The organism is Emticicia sp. (assembly GCF_043780375.1).
In the GTDB taxonomy this organism is placed as follows: Bacteria; Bacteroidota; Bacteroidia; order Cytophagales; family Spirosomataceae; genus Emticicia.
Genome location: NZ_JAYWCU010000099.1, coordinates 1 through 24,829, shown reverse-complemented (window position 1 = coordinate 24,829; position 24,829 = coordinate 1). Strand labels below are relative to the sequence as shown.

Annotated in this window: 22 protein-coding genes; 13 read left to right on the top strand and 9 right to left on the bottom strand. The window is 35.6% G+C overall.

Annotated elements, in window-relative coordinates; all coding sequences use genetic code 11:
- Positions 1–240 precede the first annotated feature (240 nt).
- The 4 genes from ACH2CJ_RS07565 (at position 241) to ACH2CJ_RS07550 (ending at position 7,580) form a co-directional block, all read left to right on the top strand.
- On the top strand, positions 241–624 hold the full coding sequence (locus ACH2CJ_RS07565; protein WP_394991759.1) for a hypothetical protein: 384 nt from the start codon (positions 241–243) through the stop codon (positions 622–624).
- A gap of 196 nt (positions 625–820) precedes the next feature.
- Complete coding sequence (locus ACH2CJ_RS07560; RefSeq protein WP_394991758.1) at positions 821–5,158, top strand: CusA/CzcA family heavy metal efflux RND transporter; 4,338 nt, start codon at positions 821–823, stop codon at positions 5,156–5,158.
- Positions 5,159–5,257: 99 nt separating this feature from the next.
- Positions 5,258–6,400, top strand: coding sequence for an efflux RND transporter periplasmic adaptor subunit (locus ACH2CJ_RS07555; RefSeq protein ID WP_394991756.1), 1,143 nt, complete (start codon positions 5,258–5,260; stop codon positions 6,398–6,400).
- A 265-nt stretch (positions 6,401–6,665) separates the two neighbouring features.
- Positions 6,666–7,580 (top strand): DMT family transporter, encoded by a 915-nt coding sequence (locus ACH2CJ_RS07550; protein ID WP_394991755.1) that lies wholly within the window; start codon positions 6,666–6,668, stop codon positions 7,578–7,580.
- Positions 7,581–7,664: 84 nt separating this feature from the next.
- Here ACH2CJ_RS07550 and ACH2CJ_RS07545 read toward each other — a convergent pair whose 3' ends face one another.
- A complete protein-coding gene (locus ACH2CJ_RS07545) occupies positions 7,665–7,913 on the bottom strand; it encodes a type B 50S ribosomal protein L31 (RefSeq protein ID WP_394991754.1) in 249 nt (82 codons plus the stop codon).
- A gap of 199 nt (positions 7,914–8,112) precedes the next feature.
- Here ACH2CJ_RS07545 and ACH2CJ_RS07540 point away from each other — a divergent pair, with 199 nt between their 5' ends.
- Genes ACH2CJ_RS07540 through ACH2CJ_RS07530 form a run of 3 tightly spaced genes read left to right on the top strand, consistent with a single transcriptional unit; the run spans position 8,113 to position 10,520 of the window.
- Positions 8,113–8,667 carry an RNA polymerase sigma factor gene (locus ACH2CJ_RS07540; RefSeq protein WP_394991753.1) on the top strand — a complete coding sequence of 185 codons (555 nt, stop codon included), beginning with the start codon at positions 8,113–8,115 and terminating at the stop codon, positions 8,665–8,667.
- Positions 8,645–9,400 carry a hypothetical protein gene (locus tag ACH2CJ_RS07535; RefSeq protein WP_394991751.1) on the top strand — a complete coding sequence of 252 codons (756 nt, stop codon included), beginning with the start codon at positions 8,645–8,647 and terminating at the stop codon, positions 9,398–9,400. The genes ACH2CJ_RS07540 and ACH2CJ_RS07535 overlap by 23 nt, the downstream gene beginning before the upstream one ends.
- 43 nt (positions 9,401–9,443) lie before the next feature.
- Positions 9,444–10,520: a hypothetical protein gene (locus tag ACH2CJ_RS07530; protein WP_394991749.1), complete on the top strand. Its 1,077-nt coding sequence runs from the start codon at positions 9,444–9,446 to the stop codon at positions 10,518–10,520.
- Between the two features lie 826 nt (positions 10,521–11,346).
- Here ACH2CJ_RS07530 and ACH2CJ_RS07525 read toward each other — a convergent pair.
- Positions 11,347–12,327: a pyruvate dehydrogenase complex E1 component subunit beta gene (locus ACH2CJ_RS07525; protein WP_394991747.1), complete on the bottom strand. Its 981-nt coding sequence runs from the start codon at positions 12,325–12,327 to the stop codon at positions 11,347–11,349.
- A gap of 337 nt (positions 12,328–12,664) precedes the next feature.
- Between ACH2CJ_RS07525 and ACH2CJ_RS07520 the strand changes: the two genes are divergently transcribed.
- Together ACH2CJ_RS07520 and ACH2CJ_RS07515 are read left to right on the top strand one after the other, a co-directional pair.
- Complete coding sequence (locus ACH2CJ_RS07520; protein WP_394991745.1) at positions 12,665–14,185, top strand: S10 family peptidase; 1,521 nt, start codon at positions 12,665–12,667, stop codon at positions 14,183–14,185.
- Between the two features lie 18 nt (positions 14,186–14,203).
- Positions 14,204–14,641, top strand: a complete 438-nt coding sequence (locus ACH2CJ_RS07515; protein ID WP_394991744.1) for an NUDIX domain-containing protein — start codon at positions 14,204–14,206, stop codon at positions 14,639–14,641.
- Here ACH2CJ_RS07515 and ACH2CJ_RS07510 read toward each other — a convergent pair.
- Positions 14,638–15,822, bottom strand: a complete 1,185-nt coding sequence (locus tag ACH2CJ_RS07510; protein WP_394991761.1) for an MFS transporter — start codon at positions 15,820–15,822, stop codon at positions 14,638–14,640. The two genes, ACH2CJ_RS07515 and ACH2CJ_RS07510, sit on opposite strands and share 4 nt — an antisense overlap.
- Positions 15,823–16,067: 245 nt before the next feature.
- Between ACH2CJ_RS07510 and ACH2CJ_RS07505 the strand changes: the two genes are divergently transcribed.
- Together ACH2CJ_RS07505 and ACH2CJ_RS07500 are read left to right on the top strand one after the other, a co-directional pair.
- The gene (locus ACH2CJ_RS07505; RefSeq protein WP_394991742.1) at positions 16,068–17,003 is read left to right on the top strand and encodes a hypothetical protein; all 936 of its coding nucleotides are present in this window, start codon (positions 16,068–16,070) and stop codon (positions 17,001–17,003) included.
- Positions 17,004–17,213: 210 nt separating this feature from the next.
- Positions 17,214–17,504, top strand: a complete 291-nt coding sequence (locus tag ACH2CJ_RS07500; protein WP_394991740.1) for a YciI family protein — start codon at positions 17,214–17,216, stop codon at positions 17,502–17,504.
- Between the two features lie 285 nt (positions 17,505–17,789).
- Here the strand turns inward: ACH2CJ_RS07500 and ACH2CJ_RS07495 are convergent, their stop codons facing one another.
- On the bottom strand, positions 17,790–19,100 hold the full coding sequence (locus ACH2CJ_RS07495; protein ID WP_394991739.1) for a DEAD/DEAH box helicase: 1,311 nt from the start codon (positions 19,098–19,100) through the stop codon (positions 17,790–17,792).
- 210 nt (positions 19,101–19,310) lie between these two features.
- Here ACH2CJ_RS07495 and ACH2CJ_RS07490 point away from each other — a divergent pair, with 210 nt between their 5' ends.
- Complete coding sequence (locus tag ACH2CJ_RS07490) at positions 19,311–20,216, top strand: sterol desaturase family protein (RefSeq protein WP_394991737.1); 906 nt, start codon at positions 19,311–19,313, stop codon at positions 20,214–20,216.
- Here the strand turns inward: ACH2CJ_RS07490 and ACH2CJ_RS07485 are convergent.
- From ACH2CJ_RS07485 to ACH2CJ_RS07465, 5 genes are all read right to left on the bottom strand, one after another.
- Entirely contained in the window at positions 20,213–20,896 is a 684-nt protein-coding gene (locus tag ACH2CJ_RS07485) for a pseudouridine synthase (RefSeq protein WP_394991735.1), read from the bottom strand. The two genes, ACH2CJ_RS07490 and ACH2CJ_RS07485, sit on opposite strands and share 4 nt — an antisense overlap.
- Positions 20,897–20,938: 42 nt before the next feature.
- Positions 20,939–21,658, bottom strand: coding sequence for a hypothetical protein (locus ACH2CJ_RS07480; protein ID WP_394991733.1), 720 nt, complete (start codon positions 21,656–21,658; stop codon positions 20,939–20,941).
- A gap of 110 nt (positions 21,659–21,768) precedes the next feature.
- The gene (locus tag ACH2CJ_RS07475) at positions 21,769–22,056 is read right to left on the bottom strand and encodes a DUF1456 family protein (protein ID WP_394991731.1); all 288 of its coding nucleotides are present in this window, start codon (positions 22,054–22,056) and stop codon (positions 21,769–21,771) included.
- 81 nt (positions 22,057–22,137) lie between these two features.
- Complete coding sequence (locus tag ACH2CJ_RS07470) at positions 22,138–23,730, bottom strand: NFACT RNA binding domain-containing protein (protein ID WP_394991729.1); 1,593 nt, start codon at positions 23,728–23,730, stop codon at positions 22,138–22,140.
- A gap of 73 nt (positions 23,731–23,803) precedes the next feature.
- A complete protein-coding gene (locus ACH2CJ_RS07465; protein WP_394991727.1) occupies positions 23,804–24,160 on the bottom strand; it encodes a hypothetical protein in 357 nt (118 codons plus the stop codon).
- Between the two features lie 190 nt (positions 24,161–24,350).
- Here ACH2CJ_RS07465 and ACH2CJ_RS07460 point away from each other — a divergent pair.
- A partial coding sequence (locus ACH2CJ_RS07460; protein ID WP_394991726.1) for an FGGY family carbohydrate kinase occupies positions 24,351–24,829 on the top strand: 479 nt, incomplete at its 3' end.

The following is a 24,829-nucleotide window of genomic DNA, read 5'->3' as shown; positions in this document are numbered from 1 at the left end:
GTGGTTTTATGCGAAAAAAACACCTTCAAAATAATAGAGCAGCGTTATGAAAAGCAAGATTTAGAACAAATTTCTTACCAATGGAATGCCCTGCTAAACGCCTCCGTACAAAAACTTCCAACCGATTGGATGGAGCCTATTTTTGTAAAGTCTTTGGAGGTATAAAGTTATAAACACAGTTGCTTTTCATTTAAAATTGCAAATACGTAAATTTTGTAGAAAAAAAGCTATCTTTGTATAGTGAATAAGTTTATAGCAAAATACCTAATTGTAATTTACCTACTTTCAGCAACTGAGCTAAATCAATTGCTCAAACTCCCTATTTTGTTTTCACACTTTGTTGAGCATCAACAACAAGATCCTTCCATGTCGTTTACTGATTTTTTGTATCATCACTATGCTATCGACCACGGAGACGACGGTGATGCCGCCACTGATAATAAACTTCCATTCAAATCGCATGATCATTGCTGTTCGTTTATTTTTCCAATAAGCATTTTTTTTACTATACAGCTTTCACAGATAAAAACAATCGTCATTGAAAAGAAAAATATCCTTTTTTCTTCCTCTGCTAATATCATTTCGGCCTATTTATCTTCAATTTGGCAACCGCCAAGATTCTAATTTTATCATTATTTTAGAAAATTATTTTAGTTTGTTGCACATTGTTCGAAATGTTGCAGGTTTTTTAACTTTGTTTACATTCAATTATTAGTGTTTTTCTTTGAACGAAAGCATTAAAAAATGAATAATTAAGGTAAGAATAATCTACAACAAAACAATATTTTGCCTCTATTTCAAATAAAAAAATTAACAAATCATGTTAAATTCAATCATTGGGTTTGCTATCAAAAACAAACTCATCATTGGGCTATTTACTATTGCTCTCATTGGCTATGGTAGCTACGAAGTAACCAAATTGCCCATTGATGCTGTGCCTGATATTACTGATAATCAAGTGCAAGTCATTACAATTGCTCCTTCGTTTGGAGCAACCGATATTGAGCGACTCGTTACTTTTCCTATCGAACAGGCAAATAATAATATTTCAGGATTAAAAGAAATTAGAAGTTTTTCTCGTTTCGGACTTTCGCTCGTAACCATCGTTTTCGACGACGAAACCGATATTTATTGGGCAAGGCAACAAGTGACCGAACGCCTACAACAAGTCCGATCTCAGATTCCTGCAAACATCGGTGTTCCCGAACTTGGACCAGTTTCTACTGGTTTGGGAGAAATTTACCAATACGTTGTTCGTCCGAAAGATGGTTATGAATCAAAGTACGACGAAACAGAACTCCGTACCATTCAAGATTGGATAGTTCGTAGGCAACTTTTGGGCGTAAAAGGTGTAGCCGAAGTAAGTAGTTTTGGCGGAAAACTCAAACAATATTCCATCGAAATTGACCCTCGCAAACTTCAGTCAAGCGGCATAACAATCAATGATGTTTTTAAAGCGGTAGAAAATAATAATCAAAATACGGGTGGAGCTTATATCGAAAAAGGCTCAACCGCCTTGTTTATTCGAAGTGAAGGTTTAATTGGAAGCATTGAAGATATTAAAAATATTGCCATTAAAAGTCTTCACGGAGGCACTCCTCTATTTATCCGTGATGTAGCCGAAATAAAAATTGGTCATGCAACTCGGTACGGAGCAATGACTTTCAACGACAAAGGCGAAGTTTCGGGTGCAGTTGTGATGATGCTCAAAGGTGCAAATAGCAGCGAAGTAATAAAAAATGTAAAAGAACGTGTGGCACAAATTCAAAAAACTTTGCCCGAAGGTGTAGTTATCGAACCTTTTCTTGACAGAACCAAAATGGTAAATAACGCCATCGGAACTGTTGAAAAAAACCTTTTGGAAGGAGCATTGATTGTGATTTTTGTTTTGGTGCTGTTTCTAGGAAATTTCAGAGCAGGAATCCTGGTTGCGTCTGTTATTCCGTTATCAATGCTTTTTGCAATTATCATGATGAATTTGTTTGGTGTAAGTGGAAACTTGATGAGCTTAGGAGCATTAGATTTTGGTTTGATTGTTGATGGGGCGGTAATTATTGTGGAGGCGGTCATGCACGTACTTGCAGGAAAAAATGCAATCGGAAATGCAGCTTATACACAAGCAGAAATGGATGAAATTACTAAAAAATCGGCAGGGAAAATGATGAATAGTGCTGTTTTCGGGCAGGTAATTATTTTAGTGGTTTATTTGCCAATCTTTACTTTACAAGGCATCGAAGGTAAAATGTTTAAGCCAATGGCACAAACGGTGGCTTTTGCCTTATTAGGAGCATTTATTTTGTCGCTTACTTATATTCCAATGATGAGTGCCATGTTTTTAAGCAAAAAAACTAAACATGAACCAAATATTTCGGATAGATTAATGGAAAAAATTGAGGATGCATATCAATCAGCTTTGACTAAGGTTATTGGTTTTCCAAAAATAGTTTTGGCAACTACAATCGGGCTTTTTGTGATTGCTGTTTTTGTGCTTACAATCCTCGGAGGAGAATTTATTCCTGCTCTTGAAGAAGGCGATTTTGCAGTCGATACTAGAGTTTTGACAGGAAGTAGCATAAAAACAACCATTGAAAACACTCAAAAGACTGCTCATATCTTGAAAACAAGGTTTCCTGAAGTAGAAAAAATCGTAACAAAAATTGGTAGTGGCGAAGTACCAACCGACCCAATGCCAATGGAAGCCAGTGATATGATGGTGATTTTGAAAGATAAAAGCGAATGGACTTCGGCAAAAACTTTTGATGAATTGGCCGAAAAGATGGGTAAAGCCCTTGAAGAAGTACCTGGAGTGACAGCTGGTTTTCAATATCCAGTTCAGATGCGTTTCAACGAATTAATGACTGGTGCAAGACAAGATGTGGTTTGTAAAATTTTTGGTGAAGACTTAGATACTTTGACAACCTACGCAAATAAAATGGGCGAAATTGTAAATACTGTCGAAGGAGCCAGAAATCTTTATGTAGAAAGGGTTTCAGGAATGCCGCAAGTAATTATTGCCTACAAACGTGACATGATTGCACAGTATAATTTAACGATTTTAGATATTAATCGAATCGTGAATACCGCTTTGGCAGGGCAAAGTACAGGAATGGTTTTTGAAGGCGAAAAACGTTTTGAATTAGTTGTAAGGCTGGCGGGCGAGCAGAAAAAAGATATTCAAGATATTCAAAATTTGCTTATCCTAACCCCACAAGGTACACAAATTCCTTTGTCTCAATTGGCAGATGTTGCCATAAAAGATGGTCCAAATCAAATCCAAAGGGAAGATGCCAAACGTAGAATTGTCGTTGGATTTAATGTAAGAGGGCGAGATGTTCAATCTATTGTGAATGAATTACAAGCTAAAATCGACAAAAAAATTAAATTTCCCACGGGCTATTATGTAACCTACGGCGGAGCTTTTGAAAACTTAAATGCCGCTAAACAAAGGCTAATGATTGCCGTACCAGTTTCACTAATTTTAATATTTTTATTGCTATTTTTTGCCTTTAATTCAGTCAAACATGGCTTGCTTATTTATTCGGCAATTCCGTTATCTGCCATTGGTGGCATATTCTTTTTGGCTATGCGTGGCCTACCGTTTAGTATCAGTGCGGGGGTTGGTTTTATTGCCTTATTTGGTGTGGCAGTTTTAAACGGCATTGTTTTGATTGCCGAGTTTAATCGACTAAAACAGGATGGTTTAGATGATCTCAAAAAGACAGTTTTGCTCGGAACAAAAGTTCGTTTACGCCCAGTATTAATGACTGCTTTTGTGGCATCGCTCGGTTTTTTGCCAATGGCTCTCAGCAACGGTGCGGGAGCAGAAGTGCAACGTCCGTTGGCAACTGTCGTTATTGGCGGTTTACTGGTTGCTACATTTTTGACACTTTTTGTTTTACCAATTTTGTACATAATTTTTGAAGGAAGTACCAAGAAAATCACTCCCAAAGCAGCAATTATTGCAATAATTTTGGCATTTGGTTGGTCGGCTAATGCCCAAACACCAGTTACACTTCAATCAGCGATTGACGTTGCATTAAAAAATAACCTTTCAATTAAAAACGAAAAACTAAAAGCTGATTATCAAAAAAGTTTAATAAATACAGCGAAAATTCTTCCATCGGCAAATATTTCGGTAGAAACTGGGCAAATTAATAGCATTTATGCCGATACTCGATTTGCTTTGGGGCAATCTTTCAGTTTTCCAAAAGTATATGAAAGTCAAAAAAACTTGTTTATTGAGCATTGGAAAAGTAGTGAACTGAATGTAAAAATGACAGAGCAAATACTCAAAAAGCAAGTAACTCAAACGTTTTATCACTTGCTGTATTTACAGCAAAAAAGTCAACTTTTGCAATTTGCCGATAGTTTGTATGCTGCATTTTACGACCGAGCCGAGTTACGTTTAGCGAAAGGCGAAAGCAATATTTTAGAAAAGATTACTGCCGAAAATCAATTAGGACAAATTAGGGTGCAATTAAACCAACTCAAGCAAGACGTCGAAGTACAGCAATTACATTTTCAGTATTTATTAAACTCAACTACGACATTAATGCCTTTGGAAAGTTCTTTCAAAATTTCTATCAATTACAAAGCCGATATTGAGGCATTAAAAGGGCATCCAACAATGAAATTTTTGAGCCAACAACAGCAAATTTTCGATGCCACAATTGAAGTTGAAAAGAAAAAACTATTGCCAACCATGGCGTTTAACTACAACAACGGAAGTATTAGAGGCACGGGTGCCGACAATAAAACTTATGGTGGTTTTTACCGATTTCAGTCCATACAAGTTGGAGTAGGAATTTCGATTTTTAGGGCGGCTCAGAAAGCAAAAATAAATAGCGAAAGAGTCAATAAACTTGTAGCAGAAAGTAGCTATTCGGCAGCTTTACAGGCACTCAATACCGATTATCAAGCAGCCATTATTGAACATGAAAAATTTCAGAAAACAGTAGAATATTTTGAAAAAAAAGCCCTCAATAACTCGACGCTTATAAGCACAACTGCCCAACAGCAATTGGTCAATGGCAGTATCAATTATTTAGAATGGGTTACATTGATCAATCAAGCTACTACCATTCGAAACGATTATATTGAAGCAATCAGGAACCTGAACGAAAGTGCTATACAGATTAATTATTTGGTACAATTCTAATATTGTGACTTTATTAATTTTCCTGAGTGACGGTTACTAATTATTAATCACCATAGTTGGATGCAAAACATTATATCCAACAAAAAAATACATTAAAGAATGAAAAATTTAGTAAATATGCTACTAATTGTAGCTTCAATATTAATACTGACTTCGTGCAGGAACAAAAAAGCTGCCGAAGAAACCACCGATTCGATAGTAGTGGAAAGTTCGATTGCCAATCTGAGCGAAAAACAAGTACAAAGCATCGGAATTACAACGGGTTCTTTGGAGCAAAAAACATTTTCAACCATCTTGAAAGTGAGCGGACGCATTGATGTACCACCACAAAACTTAATTTCGGTGAGTGTACCGATGGGGGGGTATCTTAAAAGTTCTCATTTGATACCAGGAATGCATGTTCGTAAAGGTGAAAGCATTGCCATAATCGAAGACCCGCAATATATTCAACTTCAGCAAGATTTCTTAATTACTCAATCAAAGATTAGTTTTCTTGAAAATGAATATCAACGCCAAAAAGAACTCAATCTAAGCAAAGCAAGCAGCGATAAAGTTTTCCAACAAGCAGAAATGGAGTTAAAAACCCAAAAGATTTTGGTGAAAGCATTTGCCGAAAAACTCAAATTAATAGGTATAAATCCTGAAAAACTCAATGAAAATTCGATTTCGAAAAGTATTAATATTTATTCGCCAATCAATGGCTATGTGAGTAAAGTAAATGTAAATATTGGCAAATATATTGCTCCAACCGACGTAATGTTTGAGTTGGTCAATACCAGCGACATTCATTTAGCTTTAAAGGTTTTTGAAAAAGATTTAGACAAACTCAGCATCGGTCAGAAAGTAATGGCTTATACCAATACTTATCCCGATAAAAAATATCCGTGCGAGATTTTGCTGATTGGTAAAAGTCTAAATGAAGAGAGAAATACTGAGGTTCACTGCCATTTTGAGGCTTATGATAAAGCCTTGATTCCGGGGACTTACATGAATGCCGAAATTGCGATTACGAATGCCAAATCGTATGTTTTACCCGAAGATGCTGTCGTAAGATTTGAAAATAAGCACTATATTTTTGTAATGAAATCGGCAACACAATTTGAGATGATTGAAGTACAAATAGGCAATACTGAAAAAGGTTTTACCGAAATTCTCAAAACTGAAAATCTGAATAACCAGACTTTTGTTATCAAAGGAGCTTATGCACTTTTGATGAGTTTGAAGAATAAATCAGAAGAGTAATAGAAATAATAATAGACTTCTTGCGAAAGTATTTTAAGTCGAAAAATACCATCTTTTCGGCTACAAATTGAGCAAATTTTTCAACCGTAGCGGTGCTATGCTTTCAAAATTCCCTCAATTTTCGCTTGAAAATCTACTGTTTTTCAATCATAAAACACTTTCGCAGGAAGTCTAATAGACAAATAACATAAAAATGTGCCACGCCATATCGACGTGGCACATTTAGTTTTGAGATTATTTACTTTATTTGCATAAAAAACACTGCATGAATACCAAACCATTACCAAATGATTATTTTAAACTTCATTTTATTGTCATTATTTTAGGATTCACTGCCATTCTTGGACGGCTTATGGAAGTTTCTGCCTTGGGTGTAGTATTTTATCGCACACTTTTGGCAGCTTCTGGAATGTGGTTTGTAGCTACTTTACAGAAAAGAAGTTTAAAAATTTCATTGTGTGAAGCTTTGCCTTTATTGGGTGTTGGAGCAATTATGTCATTGCACTGGATTTGTTTCTTTGGTTCGGCACGTGCATCAACGGTGGCTGTGAGCTTAGTGACATTTTCAACAACTTCATTTTTTACAAGCATTGCTGAGCCATTTGTTCGCAAAACTAAAATCAGTTGGGTAGAAGTCTTTTTGGGAGTTTTAGTCGTGATAGGAATGTGTTTTGTTTTTGCTTTTGAATCCCAATATCTCACAGGTATTATCATTGGTATTATTGGAGCAATTTTAGCAACTGTTTTTTCGGTTATAAATGCTCAGTTCGCACAAAAATCTAATGCACACATCGTTACTTTTTATGAAATGGTGGGAGCATTTATTTCTTCTTGGATTTATATTCCTATTATCATTTATTTCTCGAAAGGCATTGATTCGGGCGGTGTTCTGCATCAGTTAGTTCTGACACATTTCGATTGGCTTTGGATAGCAATTTTAGGGTTGGTTTGCACTGTGTATCCTTACATTGAAATGATGCACTTGCTCAAAAAAATCTCGGCATTTACGCTCAATCTTTCCATCAATATGGAACCAATTTATGGAATTATAATGGCGTATTTTATTTTTGGAGAAAAAGAAAAAATGACTTCGGGCTTTTATATTGGCGGAGCTTTGATTTTGCTATCTGTTATTTTACATCCTTTTTTGAAGAAAAGGGAACAGATTCTGGGTAGTTAATGCAAGTAAAATATAGAGTAGATTTAACAAAAAAGCCTTTCAGAAATTAATCTGAAAGGCTTTTTCTTGATAAGCGAAAGAAAATTATTTCTTTGCTGCATAACGTTTGTTGAACTTATCAACACGTCCTGCAGTATCAAGTAATACATTTTTACCAGTGTAAAATGGGTGTGAGTCAGAGCTAACCTCAACTTTGTAAACAGGATACTGATTACCATCTTCCCAAACAATATTTTCTTTGGTATTAGCACACGATTTTGTCAAAAATTTGAAATTTGTTGACAAATCCCAGAAAACAACTGGTCTATAATTTGGATGAATATCTTTTTTCATTGCTTTATTTATTGAATTTCTTATTACTTTTCTAAAACGGACTGCAAAATTAGATATTTCAATTGAAAAAACAAAACCTGAATATCAATTAAATTAAATTATTTACTTTTTTATTGAAAATATGACTATTTTTATTGTCTCGTACAACTTTTTAACGCTTTTTTTCATTTACATCATATAAAACCAATCGTTACTAATTTTGATTGCTACTGCCACCATCGAAAGTTTGCGAAAGAAAGACGCTGTTGCTCAAAAAAAAATCTTTGAGCAGTACGGTAGCTTTTTGTATCGTATTGCTTATCGCTACGTGCGAGACCGCATGACAGCAGAAGATTTGGTAGTAGATTCGTTTCTTAAAATATTTGATGGAGCACCTACCTTTAGGTTTGAAAGCTTACGTTCTTTTGAGGCGTGGATGAAAAAAATTGTGGTCAATGAATCGTTGATGCTGCTTCGAAAACAAGCCAATTTTCATTTAATGCCCGAAAGTGAGGCAATCGAAATACCAGTTGATGAAACTGCCCTTGATGCTATTTCGAGCGATGAAATTTATCAATTAATTGCCAATTTGCCCGACGGCTATCGCACAATTTTTAATCTTTTTGCTATTGAAGGCTATTCGCACAAAGAAATTGCCGAAAAACTCAATATCAATGAAGGAACATCAAAATCGCAATTAAACCATGCTCGAAAATTGTTACAAAAGAAAATCTTATTGATGAATAAAAATCATGGAAGAGAAGAAATTTTATAAAGAAATTAAACAGAAAATTGACCAAAATAGTTTTGATTTTGATTGGAATCAAAGCGAGGTTTGGCAACGCATTGAGCAAAAAAACACTAAGAAAAGGTCCTTTTTAGCTTGGTGGAAATCTGCGGCCGCAAGCATTGTTTTGCTTAGCGGCATTGGTGCATATTTTGCAAAAAACAATGCACCAATCATTAATAATCAAGCAGTTGAAAACAATAAAACCTTTTCACAACCCCAAAATATTGCCCTTAATACTATTAAATATAAACAACAGGTTTCTGCAAAAAAGACAGGTTTTATAAAAAGTTTTCAAGAAAAGAAAATTATTAATATAGTACCAGAAAATAGCATTGCCACAGCCATTATTGAATCTCAAATTCTTGAAAAACCCACTTTTGAAAAACAAGAAATTGCTGTGAACGAAGAAAAAACAGTAGAAATAAGTGATCCTGTTTTCTCAGAAAAATCTTTGACATTTATTGCTAATCCAGCTATTCTGGAAGTACGAATTCCGAAAAAGAAAGAACGTATTGCCATCTTGGAAATTCCAGAAGATGATGAAACTTATAACATTCAGAGAAAAGAAAAGCTTAGAGGTTATGCAGCTCGAATGGCAAGAAAAATGAATAAAACTACTGACGAACTGCCTTCAATTAATGGGAAACCAAACAAAGTTTGGGCATTTGTGAAAGAAAGTTTCAAGAATGAAACGGTAGTAGATTCTACTGTAAAGTAAAAAATTTAATCTCTTCTTAGTGTTTCTGCAAAGGTTTTTTACCATGAAAAAACTCCTTCTACTCCTATTGTTACTTCTCTCGCCAGAAATTTATGCTAATTTTTACATTAAAAAGGCAGAAATCGACTCAATCGTAGTAAATATTGGCAAACGAAAAAAAATCATTCTTTGGGGCGAAACTCGTGAGGATTTGAAGGCTTTGGAAAAATATGATTTGAACAGAATCGTTGTGCAAATGAACCAAGATTTGGAAGAAATGCCTGCTAATATTCGGCGTAGTTTTCGACAAGATTTTGAAGGAAATTCTTATACCAAAGAAACTACTCGCCAACGGCAGTTACAAAACCTCAATCAGTGGCAACGCTTAAAAAGAGATACTTATATCAATTTTTCGGTTGGATTAAATTCGGCAAAATATTTACAACGAACCAATACTTCACTGTCTTCTTTCAAAATGACAGAAATATTGTTTCGACAAAATTTTTTTTCTTCGCCTAATATCAGTGTGGCGTTGATGCGGCAAGAAAGTTTTATTAGGGCTGGTCGAAAGGAGATTATTTTGCGGTATGGTTTTGACCTTAGCTGGTATTTTGTGCGTAGTATAAGTACAAAAAGCACCGCCTATTTGCTTCGCTTGAATAGTCAAGATAATACAAAACTTGATACGATTGCTATTTACCGACCCGCCAAAAATGGCAATTATTATACTGTTGATAATCTTGCTATATCGCCAAACTTAGCTACTCCCGAAAGAGGCGGGTACGCTCCAAATACCTTCAATCAGTCGCTTTTTTATGTAGATTTTAAAGTTATTCCGACCATCTATTTTTATGGAGGAGATAACCAACGAACTTTCAATGTAGGCTTTGGGGCTTATATGGGCACTTTACTTGGGGGAAGTCGTAATTTTTCGGAGATAAAAGCACTCAATCAGCAAGAAAGCAAAGTTGCGATAAAAAGCAAAGAAAATCCATATCGCTACGGCATCACATTGAATGTAGGATATGGTGTTGTAAATTTATTTTTAGAAGCAGACATTAAAAATTTATTTCAAAATAGGCAGGACAGAAGCAACGCTACTCAAAACTTGACGACTATTGGATTAAGATTTGGGAGATAAAATTCCGCTGCCTACGACTTCGATTAGGCAACGGTAAGGTAAATTGGGCAAATAGGGAAGTAGTTTAAACTTATTATTATTATAACTTTTTAAACTCCTGGAGTCCAAAATAAAAACCTATTCCAAATAATAAAGTAATTAATACTGCGAAATATGGTATTATTTCAGTCATTTTTTTGGTTGTTTATTAGCTTCAAATAAATTCCGAAAGCAAGTATTGATGGCACCCAGATACCTATAAATATTGCAGCGTGATCTTCTCCTTGAAAATACAATATTTCGGAGAAAATAAGCGAAAGGAATGCTGAGATGAATAATAATTTGTCTGTTATTGTAAACTTCTTAAACATAATTTTATTGATTTTTTTTAAACTTAATTCGAACAATATACATGTAAACTAAACCTATGATTTTATTTTTTAAAGTTGGTTTTATGGAATTAACTTGGTGTAAAATTGCATAAAAAATTTCATAATAAAAAGGCAAATAATGATATTCATTACCTGTGTTTATAATTATAACATTCAAAACATTGATATTGTTTTTTATCATTAGGCAGAATGCTCAGTGAGTTTGGCTAAAATTTAAAACCGTTGTGAAATCAATAGTCAAGTCCTTGCGTTTTTCTAAGTTGCAGTTGAACTGAACGTTTTTTCACAACGACTGATAGCTCCAATACTATTTTAATATCAACCCAACACAAAATAGCAACATTAATTAAGGTGGGCAGGAAGGTAAAAGCCCCGCTGCCTTCGAATTCGAATTCGTTCAGGCAATGGGGCTTTATTTTCGGTATCTGAGCAAAGCAGAAAACACCGAAAAGGTTTTATTTATACATTACTTTCTTCACAGCATCAATCGTACGCTTCATGTTTGGCAAAGTGACATCAATAAGCGTTGGTGCATAGTGAAGTGGAATATCCATATTGTTTACACGAATCACCGGTGAATCCAAATAATCAAACGCATAACGTTGTAAGTGATAAGTAATCTCCGAAGAAATCGCTGCCAATGGCCATGCTTCTTCAACAACTACACATCGATTTGTTTTCTTTACGGAATTTATAACTGTCTGATAATCAATAGGTCTAACCGTGCGAAGGTCAATTAATTCAACTTTTATTCCTTCTTTTTCTAATTCTACAATTGCTGGCAAAACTACACGTGGAATCATTTTTCCAAAAGAAACGATTGTTACGTCAGAGCCTTCTTTCATTATATTGGCTTTTCCTAATGGAATCATGTATTCGCCTTCAGGTACTTCGCCTTTATCGCCGTACATTTGCTCCGACTCCATAAAGATAGTTGGATCATTATCACGAATCGAGGCTTTTAATAGACCTTTTGCTTCGTATGGAGAATGAGGTACAACTACTTTCAGACCTGGGGTATTGGCAAACCAATTCTCGAAGTTTTGTGAATGTTGAGCTCCTAACTGACCGGCATTTCCTGTTGGCCCACGAAAAACGATAGGACAAGAATATTGTCCTGCCGACATTGACATAAATTTGGCAGCAGAATTAATAATTTGGTCAATAGCAACCAATGAAAAGTTGAAAGTCATAAATTCAATGATTGGACGTAAGCCATTTACGGCAGCTCCAACACCAATTCCACCAAAACCTAATTCGGCAATTGGCGTGTCGATAACTCGTCTTGCACCGAACTCATCCAACATTCCTTGACTTACTTTATAAGCACCGTTGTATTCGGCTACTTCTTCTCCCATCAAAAACACGTTTTCATCACGTCTCATTTCTTCCGAAAGGGCTTCACGTAGGGCTTCTCTGAATTGTATCTCTCTCATTTTTATGCTTAGAATTTTGCAAATTGCGAATGTAAAATTAGTACATCTACTTCTAAACTCAAAACAATTCAGTTCAAGAATTGTCATATTATCTATAAATAAACAAAAAAGCGTCCATTAACAAACCGACACTTTTTATCTTTGGCAAAAATACTTCGTTTCAAATTATTTACTCACATCGCATTTGCCTTTCAAAAACAAGCTCAAACATTTTTTATTTAGGTTAGAGGTTGCTTCCATTATTCCAAAAAAAAATATTTGGTTTCAATTTGTATATCAAACTACTTTTCTAAATAAAGATTAACTATTTTTGTTTCATACAAACCCTTTTACGACTATGAAAAAAATTCAACAAACCACTTTAATCGCACTCATGTTTTGCTCGATTCTGTCTTTGGCACAAGATCCCGAGAAAAAAACAGAGCAAAAACCAACCATTATTACCCAAAATATCCCCGCTCCTATCGAAACTAAAGGACAAGTTATTATCAACGGACAAACGATTAACTATACCACTCGCACGGGCTATATGGTACTTAAAGATGAAAGTGGTAAAGCAAAAGCCAATATTTTCTTTATTGCCTACACAAAAGATGGCGTTACTGATGTAGCCAAACGCCCAGTGACTTACACTTTCAATGGCGGTCCTGGCTCGGCTTCGGTCTGGTTGCACATGGGTTGCATTGGCCCAAAGCGTATCCCGATGACTGAAAAAGGTGAGGCTTTAGCTCCGCCTTACTCCTATATAAATAACGAATACAGTTGGCTTGATAAAACCGACTTGGTTTTTATTGACCCCGTCAATACGGGTTATAGTCGTGCGGCGGCTGGCGAAAACGAACGTCAGTTTTTAGGTTATACCGAAGATATTGAATCTGTTGGCGAGTTTATTCGACTGTATGCTACAAAATATGGGCGTTGGAATTCTCCTAAGTTTTTGGCAGGTGAAAGTTATGGTACTACACGTGCCGCTGGTTTGTCGGGCTATTTGCAAGATAAATACAATATGTATATCAATGGAGTTGCTCTGATTTCTTCAATTTTGAATTTCCAAACGGCTCGCTTTGAAAAAGGAAACGACTTGCCATTTTCATTGTTTTTACCTACTTATACTGCAATGGCTTGGTACCACAAAAAAATCGCTTCCGAATACCAAGCAGATTTACAAAAAACTTTGCGAGAAGTTGAAAAATTTGCCACAAATGAATATTCAACGGTATTGATGAAAGGCGATTTGGCAAGCGAAGCAGAACAAATGATGGTTACAGAAAAACTGAGCAAGTTTACTGGTTTATCGAAAGAATATATTAAAAATGCCAATAATCGCATAGAAATTGGGCGTTTTGTAAAAGAATTGCTCCGAAATGAAGGCAAAACCGCTGGACGATTGGATGGAAGGTTTACAGGAACTGACTATGACAATGCAGGCGAACGCTACGAATTTGACCCAAGTTTGGATGCTACTATTTCGGGGCCATATTCGGCAACTATCAACCAATATTTACGTCAAGATTTGAAATATGAAAATGATTTACCCTACCTGATTCTGACAGGCAGAGTACAGCCGTGGAATTATAATAATGTGCAAAACCAATTCCTCAATGTGAGTGAAACGCTTCGGCAAGCAATGTCAAAAAACCCTTATTTGAAAGTTTGGGTAGCAGCAGGTTACTATGATTTGGCAACGCCATATTACGCCGCCGAATATACTTTCAATCACATGATGCTTCGCCCTGAGCAGAAAAAAAATGTCAATTTTACTTACTTCGAGGCAGGTCACATGATGTATATTCATAAAACATCGCTGATAAAATTAAAGCAGGATGCCGACAAATTTTATGAATCAGCATTGAAATAAGCATAAAAAAAGGGGGCTATGAAAATCCGACCAGCAATTTTAATTATAGAAAATGAAAAAATCCTGACCATGCAGTATAGCTACAGTGGTCAGGACGTTTTTAATTTACCAGGTGGAAATTTAGAATTTGGCGAACATCTAACCGATGCCTTAGTACGAGAATTGGCAGAAGAAATGAGAATACAAGTAGCAATAGGTGAGCTAATTATGGTTGGAGAAGTGCATGCTTTGGAACAGCAAAAACAGACTTTTCATTTTATTTTTGTTGGAAAAATTACTGAAGGAACACCCACTTTAAATCCAAAAGAAACTTCGGCAATAGCGATTAAATGGCTGAATATCAACGAGTTATCTGAAAAAAATTTATATCCAAATATTTCGGAGAAACTGTCCCAATATTTAGCTAAAAATCTTGACAATAAATACATCGGTAAGATTGAACAAAAATGGTTTTAGCTCGCAGCCTTCATTCTACGAACCGTTCCTGAAAACAAATAGACCATTGCCAAAACAGCTAACGCTCCCACAAACAAAAAGGCATATTGCATTCGTTGCACTTGGTTTTGGTAAATTTTGGAACATAAAAATGCTCCTAAACCAATGCCTCCTTCAAGCGAAATATACATGGTTGCCAATGCTCTTCCTCGGTTATGTTCATCACATAAATCGACTGTCCATGCCTGCAAAATTGGCGATAAAATACCCATTCCTACACCAAAGAAAACTGCCCCCATTATAAAAAAATAAATATCATTGGCATAGGCAGTCAAGCCCATAGCAATAATTAAGGCAAAGCATCCCCATCGAATGACAGGAATTCGCCCATTTTTATCTGAAATTTTTCCTGCAACAATACGAATAAAAAGCGATGCACAAGTAAAGACCAGAAAGTAAAAACCTTTGTTGTGTAAGCCAATGCTTTTGCTCAAATCGGGCGTAAGTGAAGCTACCGCACCAAAACTAAACGAGGTCAAAAACACAACAATGGCAGCAGGTAACACCATTTTATCAAAAATATCTTCTTTATTGATTTTCAATGAGTTAAGCGAAAACTTCTCTTGTTTATTTTTCGGCAGCGTTTCCTTCATATTATACAAAATTGCAATCGAAATAAGAGCAAACATTGACGAAACATAAAACAAAACATTCATCGAAAACGTGTCGGCAATCCAACTACCAAGAGCAGGCCCAAATGCCATTCCGAGGCTACTCATTGTTCCGTGCATTCCCATCGCTTCGCCTCTTCGGTGAATCGGTACGATGTCAGCAATGTAGGCAGCCGTTCCCGTAGGTTTAAAACCTGTCGAAAAGCCATGAATTAATCTTAGAAATAAAAAAGGATAAACCGTTACAACAATTGGGTAGAAAAAACCACAAACAAAGCAAACTAAAGACCCAAAAGCCATGACAGGAACACGCCCAATGCGGTCGGTCAATCGTCCACTAAAAGGCCTTGAAAGTCCAGCGGTAACAGTAAACATGCTGATAATCAAGCCTTTATAGTCATCTCCTCCTAAACTACTAAGGTAATCAGGTAATTCGGGAATAAGCATATTGAAGCTACAAAAAAACACCAAAGAACTGAAGCAAAGAAGCCAAAATTGGAGTGAGAAGATACTATCAGATTGTTTTTCCATCTGCAAAGATAGGGCTGCAATCATAAAACATCACAATTAAAAATTAGTATTTTTTAATTAGACTACCTTTAAAAGGTCAAAATTTAAAATTTTAATTTAAACCTTATGCAACCTTTTTTATCAAACCTTACGTCATTTACCACAAACCTATCAATCTTATCATTCATTAATATTTACCATTTTATGTAAAGACGTGTACACATTTTTATTATTTGTATCACTCTTAAAAACTAACAAAAACCGAAATGAAAAACAATTTTTTAAAAATCGCAGGATTAAGTATCGCATTAGGAATGATGGTCGTTTCTTGTAATAAAGACGACAGTAGCACAACACCGACCAATCAAGCAACAAGTGTAGTAAGCGACAGTCAGACAGCCAACGACCAATCTGAAAGTGCCTATCAGTTAGCAGATGATGCAACTTTTATGCCTTTTGGTGGAAGAAACCTTCGTGAAACTGGCGAAACGCTCGACAAAGGAGATGGACATATTCCGATGCTTGGTGGTGGCTGGGACAAACTTTGGAAAGGAAAAGATGGCAATTGTGCCACAGTAACCAAAACTGTTGCCAATAGTATAATTACGATTGTATATGACTTTACGGCTGTTGCAGGTGGGGTTTGTGGTGACAAAGCAGTAGGTGGCAAAATGACCATCACAATACCAATAAAACCCGATGCCCTTTTCTCAGGAACAATGGTCAGAACCGTAACTTATGACAATTTGAAAAGAGATAGCCTTACCTTGAATGGCTCGCATACCATCACCACGACTGTGGTAAGTGGCAAAGCAACTGCCAGCGAAAAATTAGCTACTATGACTATTTTGAATAGTAATACAGGTAAAATAATTACATATACAAGCAACCGTTCACGTAAAATTGATGATAAAGGCACAGCAGACCGTGGCGATGATGAGTCGTCGGTAACTGGTTCTACTACCGGAAAATCAAGCGATGGAACTACATTCTCAACAAATATTACCAAAGCATTGCTTACAAAAAATTTATGCTCTGACTCGAAAGGTTTCCCTGTGAGTGGCACTGAAGAAATTACAACGGCAGCTGGTGTAAAAACAGTAGTTGATTACGGCAATGGCACTTGTGATTTGAAATATACCGAAACAACCAACGGTGTAACGGTTGAAAAAACAAGAACTAAAGGCAAAGGCAAAAAGTAAAAGCCTCATTTATTTGGCAATAAACAAGTATAAATATCATATTATTAGGCATTTATACTATTTCAGAGTGCATTTTTTCGATTTTCATATAGATAAAAGAAAAGGTTAGTAACACGTTTAAGGGTTGGAAAGCGTTGCCAAATTTTGGCAACGCTTTTTTGTTAAGAACAAAATTTCAATTATCTTGTCAGGCAAAAAACTATATTTTATATGAATCAATATGTGATAATTGCCAGCGATGGCACCGACGCATCAGCACTTGAGCGGCGGATGTCTGCCCGTCCTGAGCATTTAGCTGGTGCGAAAGCATTAAAAGAAAACAATAATTTTGTTATGGGCGGAGCTATGCTTGATGATGAAGGAAAAATGATTGGCTCAATAATGGTTCTGCAATTTGATAATGATAAACTCATGCAAGATTGGTACGACAACGAACCATATATTACGCAAGGGGTTTGGAAATCAATCGAAGTAAAACCATTTAGAGTGGCTAATGTATGACAAAAATTATTTTATAAAAAAAGCCTTCAAAGTATTACAGTTTGTAATACTTTGAAGGCTTTTCAACACAAAAAAGTAGGTTAATCTCTTTTATTACTTTTCTTTTCTTGCTTTTCGGCACGCTTTTCTTTCAAAGTTTTGCCTGGTTCTTTTTTAGTTTCTTTTGCCGGTTTGTCCTTAGCCATGTTAGTAGTGTTTTAAAATTTGATGAAATTTAGGGAGAATTTTAGAATATTTTGAATGAATGGTAAAAATTCTTGATAATCACACATTCTATCATAAATATCAACGTGCAATTTCTATCTTATATTTTTTTCCTTTCATTTTTTCTTCTCTAATCAAAGCTAAAAATTCCTTAACTTTACTACGTTTGACGGCAGCAAAAGAAGTAAAATCTTTGACTTCAATCAAGCCTAAATCGCCTTTTTCGAGTTTGCCTTTTTGCGAGAAAAACCCTACAATATCAATCTTATTAATCTTGTTTTTCTTACCTCCACTGATATAAAGTGTCGTAAATTCGGGCAAATTAGGTAATGTATTTCTCTTTGAAAGTATTAATTCTTCGAGCGAATTATCAACGTAACGTGGACGTTCTTCCTCATAATGAAAAATCAAATACGATGTTCCTGAAGCGTGCATTCGGGCAGTTCTACCATTTCTATGCACAAATTCATGCTCATTTAATGGTAAATGATAATGAATCACGTGTTTCATTTCGGGAATATCTAAGCCACGAGCCGCCAAATCGGTGGTTACTAAATAATTTACGCTACCATTTCTGAACTGAATCAAGGCACGTTCACGGTCATCTTGGTCCATTCCGCCATGATAAAAGGTAGCAACAATGCCTTTCATATTTAAAAATTCGCTTGTACGCTCAGCCGCATCACGGTGATTGCAAAAAATAAGTGCTGACTCAGAATTAAGCGAACAAATCAAATCAAAAAGTGTATCTAATTTATCTTTTTCTTCCGAAATTACCAATCGCATCGTAAGGCTGATTTTCACACCGTCTTCGGGTAAAAAATCTAAAACCGTAGGCGTACCTAAACCCGTAAATTCGGGAATATCTATGCCTGCCGTTGCCGACACCAAGACTCGTTTTTTAAGATTTCGCAAGCCACCTATAATAAATGACATCTGGTCGTGAAAACCTAAATCTAAAGATTTATCAAATTCGTCAAGCACTAAAGTTTCGATTCCTTCTAAATCAAAGGTTTTTCGAGTAATATGATCGGCAATTCTTCCTGGCGTACCTATCAAAAGTGCTGGTGGAACACTCAAATTTTGCACTTCTACTGACATTGCATGACCTCCGTAGCAGACATTTACTTTATAACCTGTGGACATTTTTTTCCAAACTTGCTCGATTTGCATTGCCAATTCTCGTGACGGAGCAAGAATTAAACATTGAACTCCAACCATATTAGGTTTGAGCAATTGCAAAACTGGCAACAAAAAACCCAAGGTTTTTCCTGAGCCTGTTGGGGCCAATAGTAGAATATCCTTATCATTAACGATTGCCTTTTCGGCCGATTTTTGCATCGGATTTAAAGCCTCAATGCCCAAATTTGAAAGAATTTGTTTAGTTTCCATGATACAAAGGTACGGACAAAATACAGAATTTGAGTCAAATCGAAGATTTTAAGAAGTATGTTTCAGGAAATATTAAAAATTAATGAAATAACTATACTTTTCAATGATATCTATGAATCAAAATTATGAGCCTATTGTTAAGATTAAAATAGCTCAAAATAATTAATATTCACTCATTCCATCACTCATTCACTCATTGAATATTTCTCTATGAACTTTCAAACGATTTTAGAACAGTTACAAAATGATAAAGCAATTCCTTTTGCGATTCCTATTTTTCTTTTGGCAATGTTGGTAGAATGGTATTTAGGCAAAACTGAACATGCTGATTTTTATAAAAGAAAAGATATGTTTGTCTCTCTTTCGATGGGCATTTTGTCAGGAATTGTTGAGTTTTTTCCAAAAGTTTTGGCTTTTATAGTATTTTATTACTTGCACGAAATCAGCCCTTTGCGAGATATTGTTGGAAGGCAATGGTGGGCATGGATAATCTTGTTTTTTCTTGATGATTTTGCCTATTATTGGTTTCATCGGATGAACCATGAAGTTCGGCTTTTTTGGGCAGGACACGTGCCGCATCATTCCTCGATAAAGTACAATTACGGTACAGCATTAAGACAAGGTGTGGGCGAACGGGTTCATAAATTTATGTTTTGGCTCTGGATTCCGCTCTTAGGTTTCGACCCATTGATGCTATTTATTATGATTGGCTTGAACCTTATTTACCAGTTCTTTGTACATACCGACCTCGTACACAAACTACCTTCTTGGTATGAAAACATTTTCAATACTCCGTCACATCACCGGGTGCATCATGCATCCAATATTCGATATTTAGACTGCAATCACGCAGGAGTTTTGATTATTTGGGACAAAATTTTCAGAACATTCTCAGAAGAAAAAGACGGCGAAAAACCCATTTATGGACTAACCACAAATATTGAAACCTACAACCCGATTCGTGTAGCCACGCACGAATACGGTGCGATTTTTCAAGACGTAATTCGAGCAAAAAAGTGGTCAGATAAGCTAAAATACATCTTTTATGCCCCAGGTTGGAGCCACGACGGAGAAGATAAGAGAGCTAAAACCTTGAGAAAAGAGCTGGGCGTTTAATTAGATAACTTAAAATTTTCTAAAACTCTATACGTTCCAGCAGTCAGATTTTCGAGTTTGATTTGGTCAATTCTTACTCGAATCAAACTCAAAACTTCATAATTGAGTTTATAACACATTCGCCGAATCTGGCGATTTAAGCCTTGTACCAAAACAATATTGAAAGTAAAACTATCTACTTGTCTAACCTTGCAAGGAAGCGTAGTTTTGCCCATAATCGTAATACCGCTCGACATGGTTTTGATAAAATGCTCGTCAATTTTTCTATCTACTGTTACAATATATTCTTTCTCAGTTTTATTTTCATTTCGGAGCATTTTGTCATATAGTGTGCCGTCGTTAGTTAGTAGCAACAAGCCTTCTGATGCTTTATCAAGTCTTCCGACAGGGAAAAGCTCTTCGTCAAAGGGCAAAATATTTTTCAGATTATCGGGTATTTCTGTGTTTAGTGTAGTTTCTATTCCTCTGGGTTTGTAGTAGGCAATATAAATTAGTTTTTTTCCAGCTTGCAAAACTTTTTTTTCATAAATTACCTCATCGATTTGCGTAAGTTCGACATTCGATTTTACCGAAATACCATTCACCAAAACCTCTCCCAATATTATCAACTCCAAAGCATTTTTATTGGAAATTTGAAGACGAACAACCAATAAATATTGAAGCCTATTTCTGAATGTCATTATTTTTTTAGTGTAAAGTATTAATATTCAAGACAATACTTATCAAAGTGGAATTTTACTATTATTATTCAATTTAAAACTACTCATTGTAGGAAATATACTAATCCAAAACTCTTTTGTTTCGCCGGTATCAACTTTTGTATCGATTTGGTCTTTATTTTCCATGATAATTTGTCCGAAAATCAAGTCTTGTCTGACAGGAACCTTAGAGATATTTTTATAAACCAATCGGTATTCGCCATAGCCGATTTTTTTGGTAAATTCGGGTAAATGGTTGTTTGCATTAGTACTATTAGCATATACAGGATGGAGACCGCTCACGGTGTTTTTACAATGACAAACCAACTTTCCATCTTTGGTGTAGAGCCAATATTCACAAAAACTATTGGCAACGCCCCTATCAATACCTACATAAGTAACGGGTATCATCACGATACTATGCGATGGGAAACTGAATGAAATATCGGGCGGAGTAATGGCATAAAACTCAAAAACCTGGTCGTCAAGTACTTTTTTTATAGTATCCTGCACCACAACAGCTGGTTTGTTTATAATGGGCTTATTGACTACCGTATCTGACTTTGTACCCGAAGTATCCGATTTTATTTGAATAATTATCGTGTCTTTAGGAATCGACGGTTTTAATTTTTCAGGAATTAACTCAACTAATTTTGGTTCTACTTGGCTTTTGGGCTGAATACACGCCGCTGCAAACAATCCCCAAAATAGGGTGATAATTGCTTTTTTTGATAATAATCTCACAGTTTTTCCTGATTTTTTTAAAAAATTCTATAAACGATATTTATTCCTCTAAAATCCTCACCAAAACCAGTCGAATCAAAAACATTTTATAAAACTCTATCTATCAGTTTTCACTTTGCAATAGGTTTTTTTTCAACGGTGCGACCGTCTAAGTTTTTTACAATCGAAGGTTTCTTTTCTTCTTTTGGTCCTCTCAGATGAATAATTAGTCCATCCAGAAAATTTCTGAGAATTTGGTCGCCACAAGGCTTGAAACTTGGATGCTCTTTATCACGAAAAAACGCTCCAATTTCAGCTTTTGAAGCATTGAAATTAGCTAATTTAAGAATCTCCACAATTTGGTCGTCACGTAATTGCAGAGCAACTCTCAATTTCTTTAAAATATCGTTGTTTGACATATTGACTGTATTTTGTTTGAAATGGTTGTAAACCCTAAGGTCTGAAGGGAAATATTTTTTCTGTTATTCAACTTTTTTCTTTTACTCTCTCGGCATCTTCGGCTCTACCATTACAACTTCTTCTTTCTCGACCACAACTTGTCCGTCTGCCGAACCTTTTGGTTTTCTCACAAATTTCTTCTGCGTTACAATCACAGGAGCAAATGTTTCATTGCGGCGTTTAGAAAAATAAGCCGCCAAAGATGCCGCCGCCTCAATTACCGAGTTGGGTATCTTTTTTCCTGCTTTATACTTCACCACTACGTGCGAGCCAGTTGCATCACGGGCGTGTAGCCAAAGGTCTTCTTTATAAGCATATTGTTGTGTAAGTACGTCATTGTTTTTGGAATTTTTTCCAACCAAAATCTCAAAACCATCTACTTCAAAACGCTTGAATAATTCTTTATAATTAACAACTACTTTCGCTTTTGAAACTTGAACTAACTGATTGATTTTCAAATAATTACGCAACGATTTTAAATTTTCAGCTTCTTCAATCGTAGCGATATGCGTATTAATAACTACCAGTAATTTCTCTCTATTTTCAATGTTTTCCATCAATTTTTCAATCTCAATCTTTTCGTTTTTTGATTTTCGATAAAAATTTTCGGCGTTTTTTTGAGGCGAAAGTTCGGGCTTTAATTTAATGAAAATATTCTCGTTTCGATAAAAATCAAATAATTCTACTCGCTCCAATCGCCCTGTAATTTGGTGCAAATTTGCCATTAAAATATGCCCCAATTCTTCATTTTTCACTGCCGAATCTACCATTTCTAAGCGACGAAAAGCATCTTGCAAATAGATTTCGGTTTGCTTTTTTTCTTTGTTAAGTTTCCGTAAAACCTCGATTTTTTCATCATCAAGGGTATTTACCTTATTGTGCGAAACATGAAACGCATTGATGGCTTCAATGGCACTCGTAAACTCTTTTATAACCTCGCCCACTGGCAATAAGGACAAATGTACTTCATGCTGCCAATGCACCAAATAATAACGAGGATTTTCTAATTGCTTAACAACCGTTTGAATTTCTTCCCAAGATTTAGTTTCAGAGCCTAATTCGCCATTAACTAATTTTCCAAACGTAGGAAATAGCTTTCGATAATCTTGTTCTTGTTGAATGAAATTCTCGTAAGATTGGTCTATTTCCCTATCTAACTGATTGAATATCAGGTTTTTATCGGCAACTATTCGACTATGAAAAAGGTCAATAACTTCGTCATTTTGAAACAAAATAATGTTGGAACGAGTACCGTACATTTTGAAAACTATTGAAAAATTTTGCTCAAAATTGATAGCAAAACAACGCTCATTCAAAAATTGTCGAACGCCCGTAACCTCCAAATCCATCAATTGTTCAAACAAATCAACGCTGTTTCTTCTGGCTCGTTCAAATTTTTCGGTAAAATAAAGTGCCGAAAAGTCAGGAAAAACGACCGCTTTCATATAAAACTCTTTCGGGCGGCGTTCCGTGTAATTTCGATTTTTGCCACGAGCGGGCGGCGTTCCGTCCGCCGCAAACCCAAACACCAATTCATCTTTTTCTTGACTAAAACATTCCATCAATTTCAAGCCAACGATTTTGGTTTCAATCTCTTTCGTAAGCTGACGCAGGAAATAATAATTATTTTGCACGGTAAGTTTTTAAAATAGACTACAAATTACGGTATTTTGTGGGGAAGAATGGAAAATAATAAGCGATTTCTATTCAAAACTCGACTTCAAGATTTAATTTTCCAGTTTTATTATTACCATGTTTAAATATTATTTTAGCAGAATTATCATATAAATCACCTTTACCAATAGTGTCATTAACAATACCTTTTTTTATTAAAAATTCACATTTTAAAACCAAACTGTCTGGAATATTATTCTGTTGAAGAGAAATTAAACAGTCATTATCTATTTTTCCTTTTAATCTAATTGTCATAAAAGTTCTATTACTAATTGCCTTGAAAACAATTAAAGTGGTGTCAGAATTGCCATTAATAGTAAAATGTTGAGGAAAATCTCTTCCACAACTTGAAAGATTTAAGAGGAAAAATAGCAAAAATAGGTTTTTCATTGTTTCATTAATAATTTTCACAAATTAAACCATTTTGCAGGAAACAACCTATTCACTGCCTTCGACTCCGCTCAAGTAGCGGTTGAACTTCGGTGGTTGAGCGAATCGGACAGCCGACGCTGCCGAAACCACATCACTGTTTTACAAAAAGAAAAAATAATTGTAACTTTGACAATTAAAACCCCTAATCATGTTATTACTCGGCATAGACATTGGCACATCTTCTATCAAAGCATCGGTTGTAGATGCTGATACTCAACAAGTTATCGCTTCGGCACAGTACCCCGACTTTGAAACAAGCATTTCATCGCCACAAGCTGGCTGGGCAGAGCAAGACCCCGAAATGTGGTGGACAAATACCATTGAAGCCATCAAAAGAGTCAATGCTTCTGGAGTTTTCGATCCAAAAAATATTGGTGCAATAGGCATTGCCTACCAAATGCACGGTTTGGTGATGGTCGATAAAAACAAAAAAGTGCTTCGTCCCTCAATTATTTGGTGCGATAGCCGTGCAGTGCAAATCGGAGAAAAAGCCTTTTCTGACATTGGCGAAGATGTTTGTTTGAATCATTTATTGAATTCTCCAGGCAATTTTACAGCCTCAAAATTGGCTTGGGTAAAAGCCAACGAACCACATATTTACGAACAATGTGATAAAATCATGTTGCC